Here is a 14795-nt window from a genome sequence, read left to right on the forward strand (position 1 = left end):
CCCGTTGGGAACGGACTATGGCATCATGGTTGGCCAGAGGTCAATCAGATGGAGACGGCCGCGGCCGACCGACGGAGAAGCCCATGCCCCAGCGCACCAGCCTGGCCGACGCCGCCTGCGCGATCGCCCAGGCGCTCGATGTCGTCGGCGACTGGTGGACCCTGCTGATCGTGCGGGACACGGCGCGCGGGGTGCACCGCTTCGACGCCCTCCAGGAGGAACTGGGCGTGTCCCGCAAGGTGCTGACCGAGCGGCTGCGCCTGCTGGTCGACGCGGGAGTGCTGTCCCGGGAGCCGTACCAGGACCGGCCGCCCCGGTACGAGTACCGGCTCACCGGGCGTGGCCGCGCGCTGCTGCCCGTACTGATCGCGCTCCAGGACTGGGGCGACACCTGGGTGATGGGGGACGGGGAGATGACGGCGACGGCCACCGAGGCGTCGAAGGAGGCGGCCCGCGTGCACGCCCTGGTGGGCACGCGCCTGCCCGAGCTGCGGCTGCTGGACCACGACGGCGCCCCGCGCGACCCGGTCGCCGGCACCCCGTACACCGTCCTGTACTGCTTCCCCGGCGCCTACGCCCGCCGGGACGCCTATCCGCCGGGCTGGGCGCAGATCCCGGGCGCGACTGGCTGCACCCTCGAATCCTGCACGTACCGCGACCAGTTGGCCGCGTTCACGGCCGCGGGCGCGACCGTGCACGGGGTGTCCACCCAGCGCCCCGACGAGCAGAGGGCGTTCGCGGACGCGGAGGGGCTGCGCTTCCCGCTGCTGTCCGACGCGGAGCTGGAGCTGACGGCCGCCCTGCGGCTGCCGACGTTCCGCGCGGCGGGAACGAGCCGGCTGAAGCGGCTGACGCTGGTGGTGGACCGGGACCGGACGGTCCGCGAGGCGCTGTACCCGATCACGGACATCGAGGCGAGCGTACGGGCGGCCCTGACGGCGGTCCGAGGGGCGGACCTGCCCGGCGAGTGAGGCCGGGGCGTCCCGGAACCGGCCCCGGAGCCGTCAGGGCATGAGGCGTCCCAGCATCTCCCTCGCGTACGCCTCGTCGTATTCCCCGCCGGTGAGCAGCACCTGCAGGCAGATCCCGTCCATGAGCGCGATCAACGCCCGCGCCGTGGCCGGATCGGTCCGCCGGGACAGCAGTTCGGCCGTGCCGTCGGTCCACTCGGCGGCGACCGGCCGCAGCGCGGGCCTGCGGAGCGCGGCGAGATACAGCTCGTACTCCAGCTCGGCCCGTCCGCGCCCGCCACGGAAGTACTCCCCCAGCAGCCCGGCCAGTTCCCCGGCGAGGTCGGCGGCCGGGTCGGTCAGGGCCTCGCTCTCCCGGATGACCTCGGCGAAGTTCTCGTTCGACCGGCGCAGCGCCGCGATCAACAGCTCGTCCAGCGAGGCGAAGTGATACGTCGTCGAGCCGAGCGGCACATCGGCCTCGGCCGCGACGGAACGATGGCTGAGCCCCGCGATGCCCTTGGCACCCACCACCCTGATCGCGGCGTCGACGATGCGTCCGCGCCGCTCGGGGTCGTAGCGGCGCGCCATCAGTGGGCCCCTCCCAGGTTCAGCACCACCACTCCGGCGATGACCAGCGCTATGCCCGCCAGCTTGACCAGGTTGCCGGACTCCCCCATGAAGAGGATGCCGATGGCGGCGACCGCGGCGGTGCCGATCCCGGCCCAGATGGCATAGGCGGTGCCCATCGACAGCGTCTTCAGCGTCTGGGCGAGCAGGGTGAAGGCGATGAGATAGCCCGCGACGGTGATCAGCGAGGGCCAGAGCCGGGTGAATCCCTCGCTGTATTTCATGGCCGTCGTACCGGCCACCTCGGCCGCGATCGCCGCGGCAAGCAGTCCATAACCCATGTGTACGAGTGTACGCATCGCTGCTCGCACCACGGCAGGGGCGCTCGGTGACGGCCGGGACGCTACGGTGTCCCGGCCAGCACACAGGACGACACACACAACGGAGCAGCAGTGACGCAGGACGCAGGGTGGGGCGGTGGCGGTGCGCCGTACGGTGGAGCACCGTACGGAGGGCCACCGGGATGGGGCGGCTGGATGCCACCGCCGAAGCCGGGAGTGATACCGCTGGCGCCCCTGAAGCTCGGGGAGATACTCGGCGGCGCCTTCAGCACGATGGGGCGCTACTGGAAGCAGCTGTTCGGCATAGGCGCGGCCGTGTACGGCGGGGCGCTGGTGATCGTGGGAGTGGCGGCCCTGATCGCGTACTCCGAGACCGGCGACCATCTGCGCCACGTCGTCTCGCTCAGCGCCGAGGAGGATCCGACGTCGGCGGACCTGGTGCCGCTGCTGACCGGCTTCGGCGCCGTCTGGCTGGTCGCGATGGTCGCGTTCATGATCAGTACGGCCATGATGTACGCCACGGTTCCGGCGATCCTCCAGGAGGCCGTACTGGGCAGGCCGACCACCTTCGCCGTGATCTGGCGCCGGGCCTGGGCCCGCGTGCCGGCGGTGATCGGAACGGTGATCCTGTCCGCCCTGATCGCGATGATCCCGATGGTGCTCGCGGTGATCGGCTTCTTCGCGTTGATGATCGGCGCCATCAGCCTGTCGCACGGGTCCGGCATCGTGCTGTGGACCTCGCTCGGCTTCCTGGGCGCCCTGGCCACCGCGCCCCTCGCGGCCTGGCTCTGGGTGAAGTTCTGCCTGGCCCCTTCGGCCGTGGTCTTCGAGGTGCAGCGCCCGATGGCGGGCCTGCGCCGCTCGTCGCAGCTGGTGCGCGGCGACTGGTGGCGGGTCTTCGGGATCACCCTGCTGGCCTCTCTGATCGCCGCCGTGGCGAACTACATCATCCAGATCCCGTTCTCGTTCCTCGGCATGTTCTCCGGTGTCATCGGCGGCTCGACCCTGAACGACGACCCGAACCCCGCCTCGGTCGTCTTCGCCATGAGCGGCTACATGGTGATCATGGCGCTGGGCCAGCTGATCGGTCAGCTCATCTCGGCGACGTTCCCGCAGCTGGTGACCGGACTCGTCTACGTCGACCGGCGCATGCGCACGGAGAACCTGGGCCCGGCCCTCGCCGAGGCGGCGGCCGTACCGCCGCGGTACGGCCTGTAGCGCCTGCCCCGGCCCCGGCCGACGAGCGGGTTCTTCGGAGCGAGCACGCAGAAGAAGAACAGCCCTCAGTAATGAGCGGCGGGCCGATTGCTCCCGGCGGCCATCGCGAGTGCGACGATCCAGCCGATCACGGTCCACCCCAGAAACAGGTTGATCACAAGCACCGTGCCCCGGTTGGACATGCCCCGGCTGAACGCCACCACTGCCGGTACGAAATAGGCGATGACCAGCAACAGGGCAACCACTATGGCGATGGGGCCCAGATTCCCCAGATCCATAATCGACGTACTCCCCCAAGTAGTGGTGCGGACAAGGAATTTGACGATACCTCATGGCCGGGCATCCGCAGGGGTCACCGGACCCGCGACGACGGAGGGGCATCGTGCTCGATGCCCCTCCCGCCCGCGCCGTCAGCTGCCGACGGTGAACCAGACGGCCCTGGACTTCTTCCATTCGGCGTGGTCGAGGTCCTTCGCCTCCGTGCCGTCCCCGTACAGGTCGGCCGATCCGGCGTCCGTGACCAGCTGCGCCCGGGCGCCCGGAACCGCCAGGTCCGGAACCTCGACGACGGCCTCCCAGCCGCCCGGGTCGGCGGTCGGCAGATCGGCCCGCTTGACGGGGGCGTGCGCGGCGACACCGTCCCACGTGTAGAGGGCGTACGGGTCGGAGTTGTCGTCGGCCGCCCAGGAACCGGCGACGATCAGATACTGGTCGGCGGCGTTCTTGCGGATGTCCCGGATGCTGAGCCCGCCGAGATCCAGCTCGATCGGCGCACCGACGACCGCCTTGGCACCGCTGCCGGCCACCTTGTCGAAGTTGGTGACGGGCACGATCAGGGCCTTGCCCCCGGCCTTCGGCGGCACGAGGGGCGCGCGGAAGCCAAGGTACGCGGTGCTCGTCGAGCCGGGCGCGAACTCCAGGCCCTCGATGTTGAACCCGTCGATCTGCTTGGGCGCCTCACCGTCTGCCGTCCCCGCCGCGAAGCCGAACCGGTTGCCGTTCGCCTTGTCCCAGGCGACGAGGTCGTTACGGAGCTTCCTGTACGAGCCGCCCACCGTCAGCCGGGTGGCGGCGCCCGACCCGGTCACCGTCGTGGTGAAGACGGTGTTGCGGTCGGCCTTGTACTCGCCGTCCTTGTTGTTGCCGAGCGATCCGGTCCAGTAGACGGTGTTCCCCACCCGGGCCGCGGCCTCGATGTCGATCTCCTTCGACACCCCGAGCTCCGCACCGATGTCCCAGCTCTTCACGGGCGCACCTGATGCCGAACGGTCGTACAGCCGCAGCGTGTTGGACTCGTCGTCGGCCACGACCACGTATCCGCCACCCACGTCGACGGCGGCCGAGGAGTCGGAGGATCCGGTGAAGTACCGCGTGTCGGCCGCGTTCTGCACGGCGGCCGACGCCGCGTAGTGCAGTTTCTTCGTGGCAGACTTGCCGCCCAGCCCGGTGACCTTGATCGTGAGGTCCGTGTAGCCGCGCCCGTGCGCGGCCACCGCGAGCTGCCGGGTGGCGCCGCTCCCGGTCACGGTCACGTCCCCGGTCCCGGCGACCGAGGGCTTGGAACTGGCGGAGGCCGCCACACCGAGCGCTCCGGCGTCGGCGCCGCTCTGCGCCACAGTGACGGTCACCACGGGGTCACCGCTCGCGCCGACGGCCCCGGAGAGGTAGGAGACCGAGAGCCCGATCGTCGGCGTCCCGTAACTCACGGCGTGCGCGGGGGCGTTCAGCCCGACGGCGGTCAGTCCGAGAACGGCGCTCGCGGCGATGGCGGTGCGGCGGCGGTACGGCGAAGGATGACGGGACACAGGGGGACCTCTCGTCGGCGCGATGTCGAGGAGCACGGTCCGCCTCCCGGACCAACTGCCCGCATACCCCGTGCGTCCCCAGGAAGAACATCCGGCTCTCCGCCGGGGCCTCAGCCGCGGCCCCCGTGGCCGACACCGCGTCTCGCCCGCGGCCGAAACCACACCTCGGCCATGACCGGCAGCACGCCTCGCCCGCGGCCTAGACCACGCCTCGCCCCGGCCGGCAACACGAAACGGCCCCCGGCGGAAGCCGGGGGCCGTTCGTCGGTGCGGACGGCTCAGACGTTGAAGCCCAGCGCGCGCAGCTGCTCGCGCCCGTCGTCCGTGATCTTGTCCGGGCCCCACGGCGGCATCCAGACCCAGTTGATCCGCAGCTCGTTGACGATGCCGTCGGTCGCGGACTTCGCCTGGTCCTCGATGACATCGGTCAGCGGGCAGGCCGCGGACGTCAGGGTCATGTCGAGGGTGGCGATGTTCGCGTCATCGATGTGGATGCCGTAGATCAGGCCCAGGTTGACGACGTCGATCCCCAGCTCGGGGTCGACGACGTCGTACAGGGCCTCGCGGACCTCCTCCTCGGAGGCCGGCTTGGTCCTGAGCTCCTCGTTGGATGCCACCGTGTTGTCGCTCATGCCGTCTTCCCTTCGGACAGCGCTTTCGCCGTCGCGTCCTTCCACGCCATCCAGCTCAACAGCGCGCACTTGACCCGGGCCGGGTACTTCGAGACACCGGCGAACGCCACCGCGTCCTCCAGTACCTCCTCCATCGCGTCGTCCGGCTCCAGCTGGCCCTTCGACTGCATCAGCTCCAGGAAGGCTTCCTGGATCTTCTGCGCCTGGCCCAGCTCCTTGCCGACCAGCAGATCGTTCAGCACGGATGCGCTGGCCTGGCTGATGGAACAGCCCTGACCCTCGTACGACACATCGGCGATGGTCTCGCCGTCGTACTTCACCCGGAGAGTGATCTCGTCGCCGCACGTCGGGTTGACGTGGTGCACCTCGGCGTCGCCGTCCCGCAGGCCGCGCCCGTGGGGGTGCTTGTAGTGGTCCAGGATCACTTCCTGGTACATGGAATCAAGCTTCACCAGTCAACCCTCAGCCGCTCTACGTATTAACCGAAAAAGTTCCGTACGTGTTCCAGTCCGTCCACCAGGGCGTCGACCTCGGCGGGCGTGGAGTACAGATAGAACGACGCTCGCGTCGTCGCAGGAATTCCGTACCGCAGGCAGACCGGCCGTGCGCAGTGGTGTCCGACCCGGACCGCGATGCCCTGCTCGTCGAGCACCTGGCCCACGTCGTGCGGGTGGATGTCACCGAGTGTGAAGGAGATCGTGGCACCGCGGTCCTCGGCGGTCGCGGGACCGATGATCCTGAGGTCCGGGACCTCCAGGAGCCGCTTCACCGCGTACTGGGTGATCGCGTGCTCGTGCTGGTAGATCTTCTCCATGCCGATGGCCGAGAGGTAGTCCACGGCCGCGCCGAGGCCGACGGCCTGGGCGATCGGGGGCGTACCGGCCTCGAACTTGTGCGGCGCGGGGGCGTACGTCGACGAGTGCATCGACACGGTCTCGATCATCTCGCCGCCACCGAGGAACGGCGGCAGGTCCTCCAGGAGCTCCTGCCGTCCCCAGAGCACGCCGATGCCGGTCGGGCCGACCATCTTGTGGCCGGTGAAGGCAACGAAGTCGGCCTGCAGCGCCTGGACGTCGAGCACCATGTGCGGGGCGGCCTGCGAGGCGTCGATGCAGACCAGCGCGCCGACCTGCTGCGCACGGCGGACGATCTTCTCGACCGGGTTGATCGTGCCCATGATGTTGGAGACCAGGGTGAAGGAGACGATCTTCGTCTTCTCCGTGATGATCTCGTCGATGTCGGACAGGTCGAGACGGCCGTCGTCGGTGATGCCGAACCACTTCAGCTTCGCGCCCGTGCGCTGCGAGAGCAGCTGCCACGGCACGATGTTGGAGTGGTGCTCCATCTCCGTGGTGACGATCTCGGTGTCGTGGTCCACCCGGTAGGGCTCATCGGCCCAGCCGAGCATGTTGGCCACGAGGTTGAGCGACTCGGAGGCGTTCTTGGTGAAGATCACCTCGTTGCGGCTGGGCGCGTTGATGAACGCGGCGACCTTGTCACGGGCGCCTTCGTACAGCGCCGTGGCCTCCTCCGCGATCGTGTACACGCCGCGGTGCACATTGGCGTTGTGCCGCTCGTAGTACTCGTTGAGTGCGTCGAGCACCTGGCGCGGCTTCTGCGAGGTCGCCGCACTGTCCAGGTAGACGATCTTCTTCCCGTCGTGGACCGTCCGATCCAGCAGGGGGAAGTCCTTGCGGATCGCCTCGGTGTCGAGGAGGCCCGGCAGCTGTGTCACGTGGAAGCGCCACCCTTCACGTATGCCTCGTAGCCCTCGTTCTCCAGCTTGTCGGCGAGCTCGGCGCCGCCGGACTCGGCAATGCGGCCGTTGGCGAAGACGTGCACGAAGTCGGGCTTGATGTAACGGAGGATCCGCGTGTAGTGCGTGATCAGCAGGGTGCCGACCTCGCCGGTCTCGCGGACCCGGTTGACGCCCTCGGAGACGATGCGCAGGGCGTCGACGTCCAGGCCGGAGTCGGTCTCGTCGAGGATCGCGACCTTCGGCTTGAGGAGCTCCAGCTGAAGGATCTCGTGACGCTTCTTCTCACCGCCGGAGAAGCCCTCGTTGACGTTGCGCTCGGCGAAGGCCGGGTCCATCTGGAGCCGGCCCATCGTCTCCTTGACCTCCTTCACCCAGGTACGCAGCTTGGGGGCCTCGCCGCGGACGGCGGTGGCGGAGGTGCGCAGGAAGTTGGAGACCGAGACACCGGGGATCTCGACCGGGTACTGCATCGCGAGGAACAGGCCGGCGCGGGCGCGCTCGTCGACGGTCATCTCCAGGACGTCCTCGCCGTCCAGGGTCACCGAACCGCTGGTGATCGTGTACTTGGGGTGACCCGCGAGGGAGTACGCGAGGGTGGACTTGCCGGACCCGTTGGGGCCCATGATGGCGTGGGTCTCGCCCTGCTTCACGGTCAGGTCGACGCCCTTGAGGATCTCCTTCGTGGCGTTGTCGGCCTCGACGGAGACGTGCAGGTCGCGGATTTCAAGCGTTGCCATGGGTGACTCAGGACTCCTGGGTGACGGAGACGAGCACATCGTCCCCTTCGATCTTGACGGGGTATACGGGGACGGGGCGCGTCGCGGGGAGGCCGGACGGCTTGCCGGTGCGGAGGTCGAAGCTGGAGCCGTGCAGCCAGCACTCGATCATGCAGTCCTCGACCTCTCCTTCGGACAGCGAGACGTTCGCGTGCGAGCAGATGTCGTTGATCGCGAACACCTCACCCTCGGTACGGACGACGGACACCGGGATGCCGTCGAGCTCCACCCGCTTCGGGGTGTCGTCCTCCAGCTCACTCAGCGCGCAGGCTTTGACGAAGGCCATCAGACGGAAGCCTTCAGCTCGGTCTCGATCTTGTCCAGCAGCCGCGCCTCGACGTCCGGCAGACCGATCTGCTGGACGAGCTCGGCGAAGAAGCCGCGCACGACGAGCCGGCGGGCCTCCTCGGCCGGGATGCCGCGGGACATCAGGTAGAAGAGCTGCTCGTCGTCGAATCGGCCGGTCGCGGAGGCGTGGCCGGCGCCGACGATCTCGCCGGTCTCGATCTCCAGGTTCGGCACCGAGTCGACCCGCGCGCCGTCCGTGAGGACGAGGTTGCGGTTCATCTCGTAGGTGTCGGTGCCCTCGGCCACGGCCCGGATGAGGACGTCACCGATCCACACCGCGTGTGCGCCGTCGCCCTGGAGCGCGCCCTTGTAGGCGGCGTTGGACTTGCAGTGCGGGGTGTTGTGGTCGACCAGGAGGCGGTGCTCCTGGTGCTGGCCCCTGTCGGTGAAGTACAGGCCGAAGAGCTCGGCCTCGCCGCCGGTGCCCGCGTAGCTGACGCGCGGGTGGAGGCGGACGAGGTCGCCGCCGAAGGTGACGACGATCGACTTGAACGAGGCGTCCCGGCCGACCAGCGCGTTGTGCTGTCCGACGTGGACCGCGGTCTCGTCCCAGTCCTGCACGGAGACGACGGTCAGCTTCGCGCCGTCGCCCAGGACGTAGTCGACGTTGGCGGCGAGCACCGCGTCACCCGTGTGGTCGATGACGACGACGGCCTCGGCGAAGGCGCCCAGCTCGACGACCTGGTGGCCGTAGGCCACACCGCCCTCACCGTGCACCGCGATGCGGATCGGCTCGGTGAGCACGGCCTCCTTGGCGACCGTGACGACGGACGCCTGCTCGAAGGACGTGTACGCCTGGGCGGCGACGCGGTCCACCGGGATGCCGGCCTTCCGGAGCCGGGAGTCGTCGCGGCCGACGGTCTCGACCGTGACGCCCTCGGGCGCGTCGATCGCGACCTTCACGGCACCGCCGGTGGCGACGGCCGTGCCGTCGTGCAGCCCGCGCAGCCGCTCCAGCGGCGTGAACCGCCACTCCTCCTCGCGGCCGTGCGGAACCGGGAAGTCCGCGACGTCGAAGGACGGAGGCGCGCTCATGCGCGTGGCGACGGTCGACTCGGCGGCCACCGCGATGGACCCGGTGGTGGTGGAACCCGCCGGAGGGGGTCCCCCCGCTCGCGCGGAGCCGAGAGTGGGGGAGTTCTGAGCCTCAGCCATGGCTGTCGTAGTGCTCGCTTTCTCTGTCAGTGGTCGGGGAATCCGGTCGTCAGGCTGCGCTAGCCGACCGAACCCTCCATCTGCAGCTCGATCAGCCGGTTGAGCTCGAGGGCGTACTCCATCGGCAGCTCCTTCGCGATCGGCTCGACGAAGCCGCGCACGATCATCGCCATCGCCTCGAACTCCGTCAGACCGCGGCTCATCAGGTAGAAGAGCTGGTCCTCGGAGACCTTGGAGACGGTCGCCTCGTGCCCCATCGACACGTCGTCCTCGCGGACGTCGACGTACGGGTAGGTGTCGGAGCGGGAGATCGTGTCGACCAGCAGCGCGTCACAGAGCACGTTGGACTTCGCGCCGGGCGCGCCCTCGCCGATCTCGATGAGACCGCGGTAGGAGGTGCGGCCGCCGCCGCGCGCCACCGACTTGGAGACGATGTTGGAGGAGGTGTTCGGCGCCATGTGGACCATCTTGGCGCCGGCGTCCTGGTGCTGGCCCTCGCCCGCGAAGGCGATGGACAGGGTCTCGCCCTTGGCGTGCTCGCCCATCAGGTAGACGGCCGGGTACTTCATGGTGACCTTGGAGCCGATGTTGCCGTCGACCCACTCCATGGTCGCGCCCTCGTAGGCCACGGCGCGCTTGGTGACCAGGTTGTAGACGTTGTTCGACCAGTTCTGGATCGTCGTGTAGCGGCAGCGGCCGCCCTTCTTCACGATGATCTCGACGACCGCGGAGTGCAGCGAGTCGGAGGAGTAGATCGGCGCGGTGCAGCCCTCGACGTAGTGGACGTAGGCGTCCTCGTCGACGATGATCAGCGTCCGCTCGAACTGGCCCATGTTCTCCGTGTTGATACGGAAGTAGGCCTGCAGCGGGATGTCGACGCGGACACCCTTGGGCACGTAGATGAACGAGCCGCCGGACCACACGGCCGTGTTCAGCGAGGCGAACTTGTTGTCGCCGACCGGGATGACGGTGCCGAAGTACTCCTTGAAGAGCTCCGGGTGCTCCTTCAGCGCGGTGTCGGTGTCGAGGAAGATGACGCCCTGCTCCTCCAGGTCCTCACGGATCTGGTGGTAGACGACCTCGGACTCGTACTGCGCGGCGACACCGGCGACCAGGCGCTGCTTCTCCGCCTCGGGGATGCCGAGCTTGTCGTAGGTGTTCTTGATGTCCTCGGGCAGGTCCTCCCAGGACTCCGCCTGCTTCTCCGTGGACCGCACGAAGTACTTGATGTTGTCGAAGTCGATGCCCGACAGGTCGGAGCCCCAGTTCGGCATGGGCTTCTTGTCGAAGAGCCGGAGGCCCTTGAGGCGGAGCTTCAGCATCCATTCGGGCTCGTTCTTCTTCGCCGAGATGTCGCGGACGACATTCTCGGAGAGCCCGCGCTTGGCCGCGGCGCCTGCCGCGTCGGAGTCGGCCCAGCCGAATTCGTACGTGCCCAGACCCTCGAGCTCAGGGTGGGCAGTCTCCGTGGGGAGCGTCATGCGGGGTTCCTCCCGGCCGTGCTTGCAGATACTGGTTTGGTGGTCTGTGGTGGTGCGTGGCCGCTGCGCGGAATGTACGTCGTACACACACCGTCGCCGTGGGCGATGGTGGCCAGACGCTGCACATGCGTCCCGAGGAGGGTGGAGAAGAATTCCGTCTCCGCCTCGCACAGCTGCGGGTACTGCTCGGCGACATGGGCGACCGGGCAGTGGTGCTGGCACAACTGCTCGCCCTGCTGCGGGCCGGGCGCGCTACGCGCCGTAGCAGCGTACCCGTCGGCCGACAAGGCCTTGGCCAACGCCTCGGTCCGCGCCTCCGGGTCCGCGGCCTCGACCGCCGCGCGGTACGCCTCGGACTGGGCCGCGATCCTGGCCCGGGCGAAAGCGACGACCGCCTCGTCGCCCGAGGTCTCGGCGATCCAGCGCAACGCGTCCGCGGCCAGCTTGTCGTAGGACTGGTCGAAGGCGTCCCGTCCGCAGTCGGTGAGCGCGAACGCCTTGGCCGGGCGGCCCCGGGTCCGCGCCCCGTACACCCGCTGTTCACGGGCCTCGACGACACCGTCGGAGGCGAGGGTGTCGAGGTGGCGGCGGACCGCGGCCTGAGTCAGGCCGAGGCGCTTGGCCAGCTCGGCGACCGTGGACGGGCCGTGGTCCAGGATGGAGCGCGCGACCCGGTTGCGCGTCGAACGCTCTCCGGTCGCGAGTTCCTCCTGGGGGGACTCCCGCATGGCCTCGCCGTTTTTCACAACGCCATTGTTGCGTAATTCCTCGCGCCCTGACAACCACGGTCCGAAACGATCTACGGTGCCCTTCATCACTTAGGGTCACCTAATTCGGCCCCGCGACACGGTCCCGTCCCACCCCTGCCTAGACTTACCGGCCATGAAGAGCGAGTCCGTCGTACAGGTCAGGAACCTGGTGAAGCGGTACGGCCCCAAGACCGCTGTGGACGGCCTCGACCTGTGTGTACGCACCGGCGCGGTCACCGCCGTCCTCGGCCCCAACGGCGCCGGCAAGACCACCACCGTGGAAACCTGCGAGGGCTACCGCCGCCCGGACGACGGGACGGTACGGGTCCTCGGCCTCGACCCGGTCGCCGACGCCGCGCGGCTCCGCCCCCGGATCGGCGTGATGCTCCAGTCGGGTGGCGTCTACTCCGGGGCGCGCGCCGACGAGATGCTCCGCCACATGGCGAAGCTCCACGCCCACCCGCTCGACGTCGACGCCCTGATCGAGCGCCTCGGCCTCGGCGGCTGCGGGCGTACGGCCTACCGGCGGCTCTCCGGCGGCCAGCAGCAACGGCTCGCCCTGGCGATGGCCGTCGTCGGCCGCCCCGAACTGGTCTTCCTGGACGAGCCGACCGCCGGCCTCGACCCGCAGGCCCGCCGCTCCACCTGGGATCTCGTACGGGAGCTGCGCGCCGACGGCGTTTCGATCGTCCTCACCACGCACTTCATGGACGAGGCGGAGGAGCTCGCCGATGACGTCGCCGTCATCGACGCGGGCAAGGTGATCGCCCAGGGCAGTCCCGAGACGCTCTGCCGCGGCGGCGCCGAGAACACCCTGCGCTTCACCGGCCGCCCCGGTCTCGACCTGGGCTCCCTGCTGAAGGCGCTGCCCGACGGCACGGAGGCGGCCGAGCTCACCCCGGGCACGTACCGCATCGGCGGCGACGTCGACCCGCAGCTGCTGGCCACCGTCACCTCCTGGTGCGCGCAGCACGGAGTGATGCCGTCCGGTATCTCCGTGGAGCGCCACACCCTGGAGGACGTCTTCCTGGAACTGACCGGCAAGGAGCTGCGCGCATGAGCGCCGGTACGTACACCCCTCGGCCGGGCGCCGCCCCGCTGTCCCGCATGATCACCACGCAGACCGCGCTGGAGACGCGGATGCTGCTGCGCAACGGCGAGCAGCTGCTGCTGACCGTGATCATTCCGACGCTGCTGCTGGTGCTCTTCAGTGCGGTCGACATCGTGGACACGGGCGCCGGCGAGTCCGTGGACTTCCTGACGCCCGGCATCCTCGCGCTCGCCGTGATGTCCACGGCCTTCACGGGCCAGGCCATCGCCACCGGTTTCGAGCGGCGGTACGGGGTGCTCAAGCGGCTCGGCGCCTCGCCGCTGCCCCGCTGGGCGCTGATGACCGCCAAGACCCTCGCCGTGCTGGTCACCGAGGTGCTGCAAGTGGTGCTCCTCACGGTGATCGCGTTCGCGCTGGGCTGGTCGCCGCACGGCAACCCCTTCGCCGTCCTGCTGCTGCTCGTGCTCGGCACTGCGGCCTTCTCCGGCCTCGGGCTGCTGATGGCCGGCACGCTGAAGGCGGAGGCGACGCTCGCCGCGGCCAATCTGGTCTTTCTGCTCCTGCTGGTCGGCGGCGGGGTCATCGTGCCGCTGGAGAAGTTCCCGGAGGCGGTGCAGTCGGTGCTGGGGCTGCTCCCGATCGCGGCGCTCTCGGACGGGCTGCGGGACGTGCTCCAGCACGGCGCGTCGATGCCGTGGGGCGACCTCGGCATCCTCGCGGTGTGGGCGGTGCTCGGGCTGGGCACGGCGGCGAAGTTCTTCCGCTGGGAGTGAGGCCCTGCGCCGTGGGTGACCCCGCGGACGCGCTCCGCCGCCGTTCCGGGCAACTCGTCCCCCTCGTGAAAGCTTGCACAAGCCGCCGCCTACGATGGTGCGCGTGCCCAAGCTGACCCGAGCCGAAGTCGCTCAAGCCGTGCGGAACCCGCTTCCCTACATCGCCGAGCGGTGGACTCCGTCCCCTCGCACGGTGCGCCGTGCCGCCATGTCGGCCATCGTGATGGCCGTGGTGATCGTCATGACCGGCGGCGCGGTACGCCTGACCGGTTCCGGCCTCGGCTGCCCGACCTGGCCCAAGTGCACCGACGAGAGCCTCACCACGACGAGTGAGATGGGCTTCCACGGCGTCATAGAGTTCGGCAACCGGATGCTGACGTACGTCCTGTGCGCGGCCGTCGGATGGGCGATCATCGCCGCCCGGTCCGCGAAGCCCTGGCGGCGCAGCCTCACCCGGCTCGGCTGGGTGCAGTTCTGGGTCGTGATGGGCAACGCGGTGCTCGGCGGCATCGTGGTGCTCGTCGGCCTCAACCCGTACACCGTCGCGGCGCACTTCCTGCTCACCACGGCGCTGCTCAGCGTCGCGCTGGTGACCTGGCAGCGGGTCCGCGAGGGCGACGGCGCTCCCCGTCCGCTGGTGGGCAAGGCGGTGTCCCAGCTGACCTGGCTGCTCGTGGTGGCGGCGGGGCTGCTGATCGCGGTCGGCACGGTGGTCACCGGCGCCGGACGGCACGCGGGTGACTCCAGCGACGTGCACCGCATTCCGCTCGACTGGAAGATGATCACGCAGCTGCACGCCGATCTGGCCTGGGTCGTCGTGGCCCTGACCGTGGCTCTGTGGTTCGTGCTGAAGGCCGTGGACGCGCCGATCGGCCCGCTCCACCGGGCCCGTGATCTCTTCCTGGTGCTGATGGGACAGGGCGTGATCGGTTACGTCCAGTACTTCACGGACACCCCCGAGATCCTCGTCGGCCTGCACATGCTCGGCTCGTGCCTGGTGTGGATCGCGGTCGTGCGGGTGCTGCTGTCGCTGCGGGAGCGCCCGGTGTCCGCCGCCGCGGTGCCCGGTCCCGCCGCCGAGCAGCCGGAGCCGGCCGCGGCGCGCTGAGCCGGGCTCGGGAAGGACACCGGGAGCCCCGACCGCTCCCGCGCATACGCCGATCGCCGGCCGGCCCCGAGTTCGGGGC

At 69.6% G+C, this 14795-nt stretch carries 17 protein-coding genes; 5 read left to right on the top strand and 12 right to left on the bottom strand.

The features are described 5' to 3' along the window. Window positions 1-83: 83 nt before the first annotated feature. A complete protein-coding gene (locus ACFVT1_RS39855; RefSeq protein WP_389805407.1) occupies window positions 84-971 on the top strand; it encodes a winged helix-turn-helix transcriptional regulator in 888 nt (295 codons plus the stop codon). Between the two features lie 33 nt (window positions 972-1004). Here the strand turns inward: ACFVT1_RS39855 and ACFVT1_RS39860 are convergent, their stop codons facing one another. Together ACFVT1_RS39860 and ACFVT1_RS39865 are read right to left on the bottom strand one after the other, a co-directional pair. Continuing rightward, window positions 1005-1541, bottom strand: a complete 537-nt coding sequence (locus tag ACFVT1_RS39860; protein WP_389805408.1) for a TetR/AcrR family transcriptional regulator — start codon at window positions 1539-1541, stop codon at window positions 1005-1007. Beyond that, entirely contained in the window at window positions 1541-1861 is a 321-nt protein-coding gene (locus tag ACFVT1_RS39865; protein ID WP_351078852.1) for a multidrug efflux SMR transporter, read from the bottom strand. Before ACFVT1_RS39865 ends, ACFVT1_RS39860 begins: the two co-directional genes overlap by 1 nt. Before the next feature lie 195 nt (window positions 1862-2056). On the opposite strand from ACFVT1_RS39865, the gene ACFVT1_RS39870 reads away from it, so the two are divergent. Beyond that, complete coding sequence (locus ACFVT1_RS39870; protein ID WP_389805411.1) at window positions 2057-3079, top strand: hypothetical protein; 1023 nt, start codon at window positions 2057-2059, stop codon at window positions 3077-3079. Between the two features lie 65 nt (window positions 3080-3144). Here ACFVT1_RS39870 and ACFVT1_RS39875 read toward each other — a convergent pair whose 3' ends face one another. From ACFVT1_RS39875 to ACFVT1_RS39920, 10 genes are all read right to left on the bottom strand, one after another. Further along, window positions 3145-3357, bottom strand: coding sequence for a superinfection immunity protein (locus ACFVT1_RS39875; protein ID WP_389805414.1), 213 nt, complete (start codon window positions 3355-3357; stop codon window positions 3145-3147). A 132-nt stretch (window positions 3358-3489) separates the two neighbouring features. Next, the gene (locus ACFVT1_RS39880) at window positions 3490-4884 is read right to left on the bottom strand and encodes a hypothetical protein (RefSeq protein ID WP_389805416.1); all 1395 of its coding nucleotides are present in this window, start codon (window positions 4882-4884) and stop codon (window positions 3490-3492) included. Between the two features lie 278 nt (window positions 4885-5162). After that, window positions 5163-5516: a metal-sulfur cluster assembly factor gene (locus ACFVT1_RS39885; protein WP_389805419.1), complete on the bottom strand. Its 354-nt coding sequence runs from the start codon at window positions 5514-5516 to the stop codon at window positions 5163-5165. Then, on the bottom strand, window positions 5513-5968 hold the full coding sequence (sufU, locus tag ACFVT1_RS39890) for a Fe-S cluster assembly sulfur transfer protein SufU (protein WP_335935977.1): 456 nt from the start codon (window positions 5966-5968) through the stop codon (window positions 5513-5515). The genes ACFVT1_RS39885 and sufU overlap by 4 nt, the downstream gene beginning before the upstream one ends. A gap of 26 nt (window positions 5969-5994) precedes the next feature. Next, on the bottom strand, window positions 5995-7251 hold the full coding sequence (locus ACFVT1_RS39895) for a cysteine desulfurase (RefSeq protein ID WP_389805421.1): 1257 nt from the start codon (window positions 7249-7251) through the stop codon (window positions 5995-5997). Next, window positions 7248-8012 carry a Fe-S cluster assembly ATPase SufC gene (gene sufC, locus ACFVT1_RS39900; protein ID WP_389805424.1) on the bottom strand — a complete coding sequence of 255 codons (765 nt, stop codon included), beginning with the start codon at window positions 8010-8012 and terminating at the stop codon, window positions 7248-7250. The genes ACFVT1_RS39895 and sufC overlap by 4 nt, the downstream gene beginning before the upstream one ends. Window positions 8013-8019: 7 nt before the next feature. Then, a complete protein-coding gene (locus ACFVT1_RS39905) occupies window positions 8020-8337 on the bottom strand; it encodes a bifunctional 3-phenylpropionate/cinnamic acid dioxygenase ferredoxin subunit (RefSeq protein ID WP_093899509.1) in 318 nt (105 codons plus the stop codon). Beyond that, a complete protein-coding gene (gene sufD / locus ACFVT1_RS39910; RefSeq protein ID WP_389805426.1) occupies window positions 8337-9554 on the bottom strand; it encodes a Fe-S cluster assembly protein SufD in 1218 nt (405 codons plus the stop codon). The genes ACFVT1_RS39905 and sufD overlap by 1 nt, the downstream gene beginning before the upstream one ends. Window positions 9555-9613: 59 nt before the next feature. Beyond that, window positions 9614-11035, bottom strand: a complete 1422-nt coding sequence (gene sufB / locus ACFVT1_RS39915; protein ID WP_389805428.1) for a Fe-S cluster assembly protein SufB — start codon at window positions 11033-11035, stop codon at window positions 9614-9616. Further along, window positions 11032-11763, bottom strand: a complete 732-nt coding sequence (locus tag ACFVT1_RS39920; RefSeq protein WP_389805442.1) for a helix-turn-helix transcriptional regulator — start codon at window positions 11761-11763, stop codon at window positions 11032-11034. Before ACFVT1_RS39920 ends, sufB begins: the two co-directional genes overlap by 4 nt. Window positions 11764-11917: 154 nt before the next feature. Between ACFVT1_RS39920 and ACFVT1_RS39925 the strand changes: the two genes are divergently transcribed. The 3 genes from ACFVT1_RS39925 to ACFVT1_RS39935 all read left to right on the top strand — a co-directional run bounded on the left by ACFVT1_RS39925 (window position 11918) and on the right by ACFVT1_RS39935 (window position 14716). After that, window positions 11918-12844: an ABC transporter ATP-binding protein gene (locus ACFVT1_RS39925; RefSeq protein ID WP_389805431.1), complete on the top strand. Its 927-nt coding sequence runs from the start codon at window positions 11918-11920 to the stop codon at window positions 12842-12844. Next, on the top strand, window positions 12841-13608 hold the full coding sequence (locus ACFVT1_RS39930; protein WP_389805434.1) for an ABC transporter permease: 768 nt from the start codon (window positions 12841-12843) through the stop codon (window positions 13606-13608). The genes ACFVT1_RS39925 and ACFVT1_RS39930 overlap by 4 nt, the downstream gene beginning before the upstream one ends. Before the next feature lie 94 nt (window positions 13609-13702). Continuing rightward, a complete protein-coding gene (locus ACFVT1_RS39935; RefSeq protein WP_389805436.1) occupies window positions 13703-14716 on the top strand; it encodes a heme A synthase in 1014 nt (337 codons plus the stop codon). Window positions 14717-14795 lie beyond the last annotated feature (79 nt).

It is taken from the genome of Streptomyces sp. NPDC057963, from assembly GCF_042887155.1.
In the GTDB taxonomy this organism is placed as follows: domain Bacteria; phylum Actinomycetota; class Actinomycetes; order Streptomycetales; family Streptomycetaceae; genus Streptomyces.

Excerpts from the sequence above, each read along its gene's own strand:
- ACFVT1_RS39870 (WP_389805411.1), top strand. The coding sequence starts at position 2,057 with ATGCCACCGCCGAAGCCGGGAGTGATACCGCTGGCGCCCCTGAAGCTC.
- ACFVT1_RS39920 (WP_389805442.1), bottom strand. The coding sequence starts at position 11,763 with ATGCGGGAGTCCCCCCAGGAGGAACTCGCGACCGGAGAGCGTTCGACG.
- sufC (WP_389805424.1), bottom strand. The coding sequence starts at position 8,012 with ATGGCAACGCTTGAAATCCGCGACCTGCACGTCTCCGTCGAGGCCGAC.
- ACFVT1_RS39855 (WP_389805407.1), top strand. The coding sequence starts at position 84 with ATGCCCCAGCGCACCAGCCTGGCCGACGCCGCCTGCGCGATCGCCCAG.
- ACFVT1_RS39935 (WP_389805436.1), top strand. The coding sequence starts at position 13,703 with ATGGTGCGCGTGCCCAAGCTGACCCGAGCCGAAGTCGCTCAAGCCGTG.
- ACFVT1_RS39905 (WP_093899509.1), bottom strand. The coding sequence starts at position 8,337 with ATGGCCTTCGTCAAAGCCTGCGCGCTGAGTGAGCTGGAGGACGACACC.
- ACFVT1_RS39925 (WP_389805431.1), top strand. The coding sequence starts at position 11,918 with ATGAAGAGCGAGTCCGTCGTACAGGTCAGGAACCTGGTGAAGCGGTAC.
- ACFVT1_RS39885 (WP_389805419.1), bottom strand. The coding sequence starts at position 5,516 with ATGAGCGACAACACGGTGGCATCCAACGAGGAGCTCAGGACCAAGCCG.
- ACFVT1_RS39865 (WP_351078852.1), bottom strand. The coding sequence starts at position 1,861 with ATGGGTTATGGACTGCTTGCCGCGGCGATCGCGGCCGAGGTGGCCGGT.
- sufB (WP_389805428.1), bottom strand. The coding sequence starts at position 11,035 with ATGACGCTCCCCACGGAGACTGCCCACCCTGAGCTCGAGGGTCTGGGC.
- ACFVT1_RS39930 (WP_389805434.1), top strand. The coding sequence starts at position 12,841 with ATGAGCGCCGGTACGTACACCCCTCGGCCGGGCGCCGCCCCGCTGTCC.
- ACFVT1_RS39875 (WP_389805414.1), bottom strand. The coding sequence starts at position 3,357 with ATGGATCTGGGGAATCTGGGCCCCATCGCCATAGTGGTTGCCCTGTTG.
- ACFVT1_RS39860 (WP_389805408.1), bottom strand. The coding sequence starts at position 1,541 with ATGGCGCGCCGCTACGACCCCGAGCGGCGCGGACGCATCGTCGACGCC.
- sufD (WP_389805426.1), bottom strand. The coding sequence starts at position 9,554 with ATGGCTGAGGCTCAGAACTCCCCCACTCTCGGCTCCGCGCGAGCGGGG.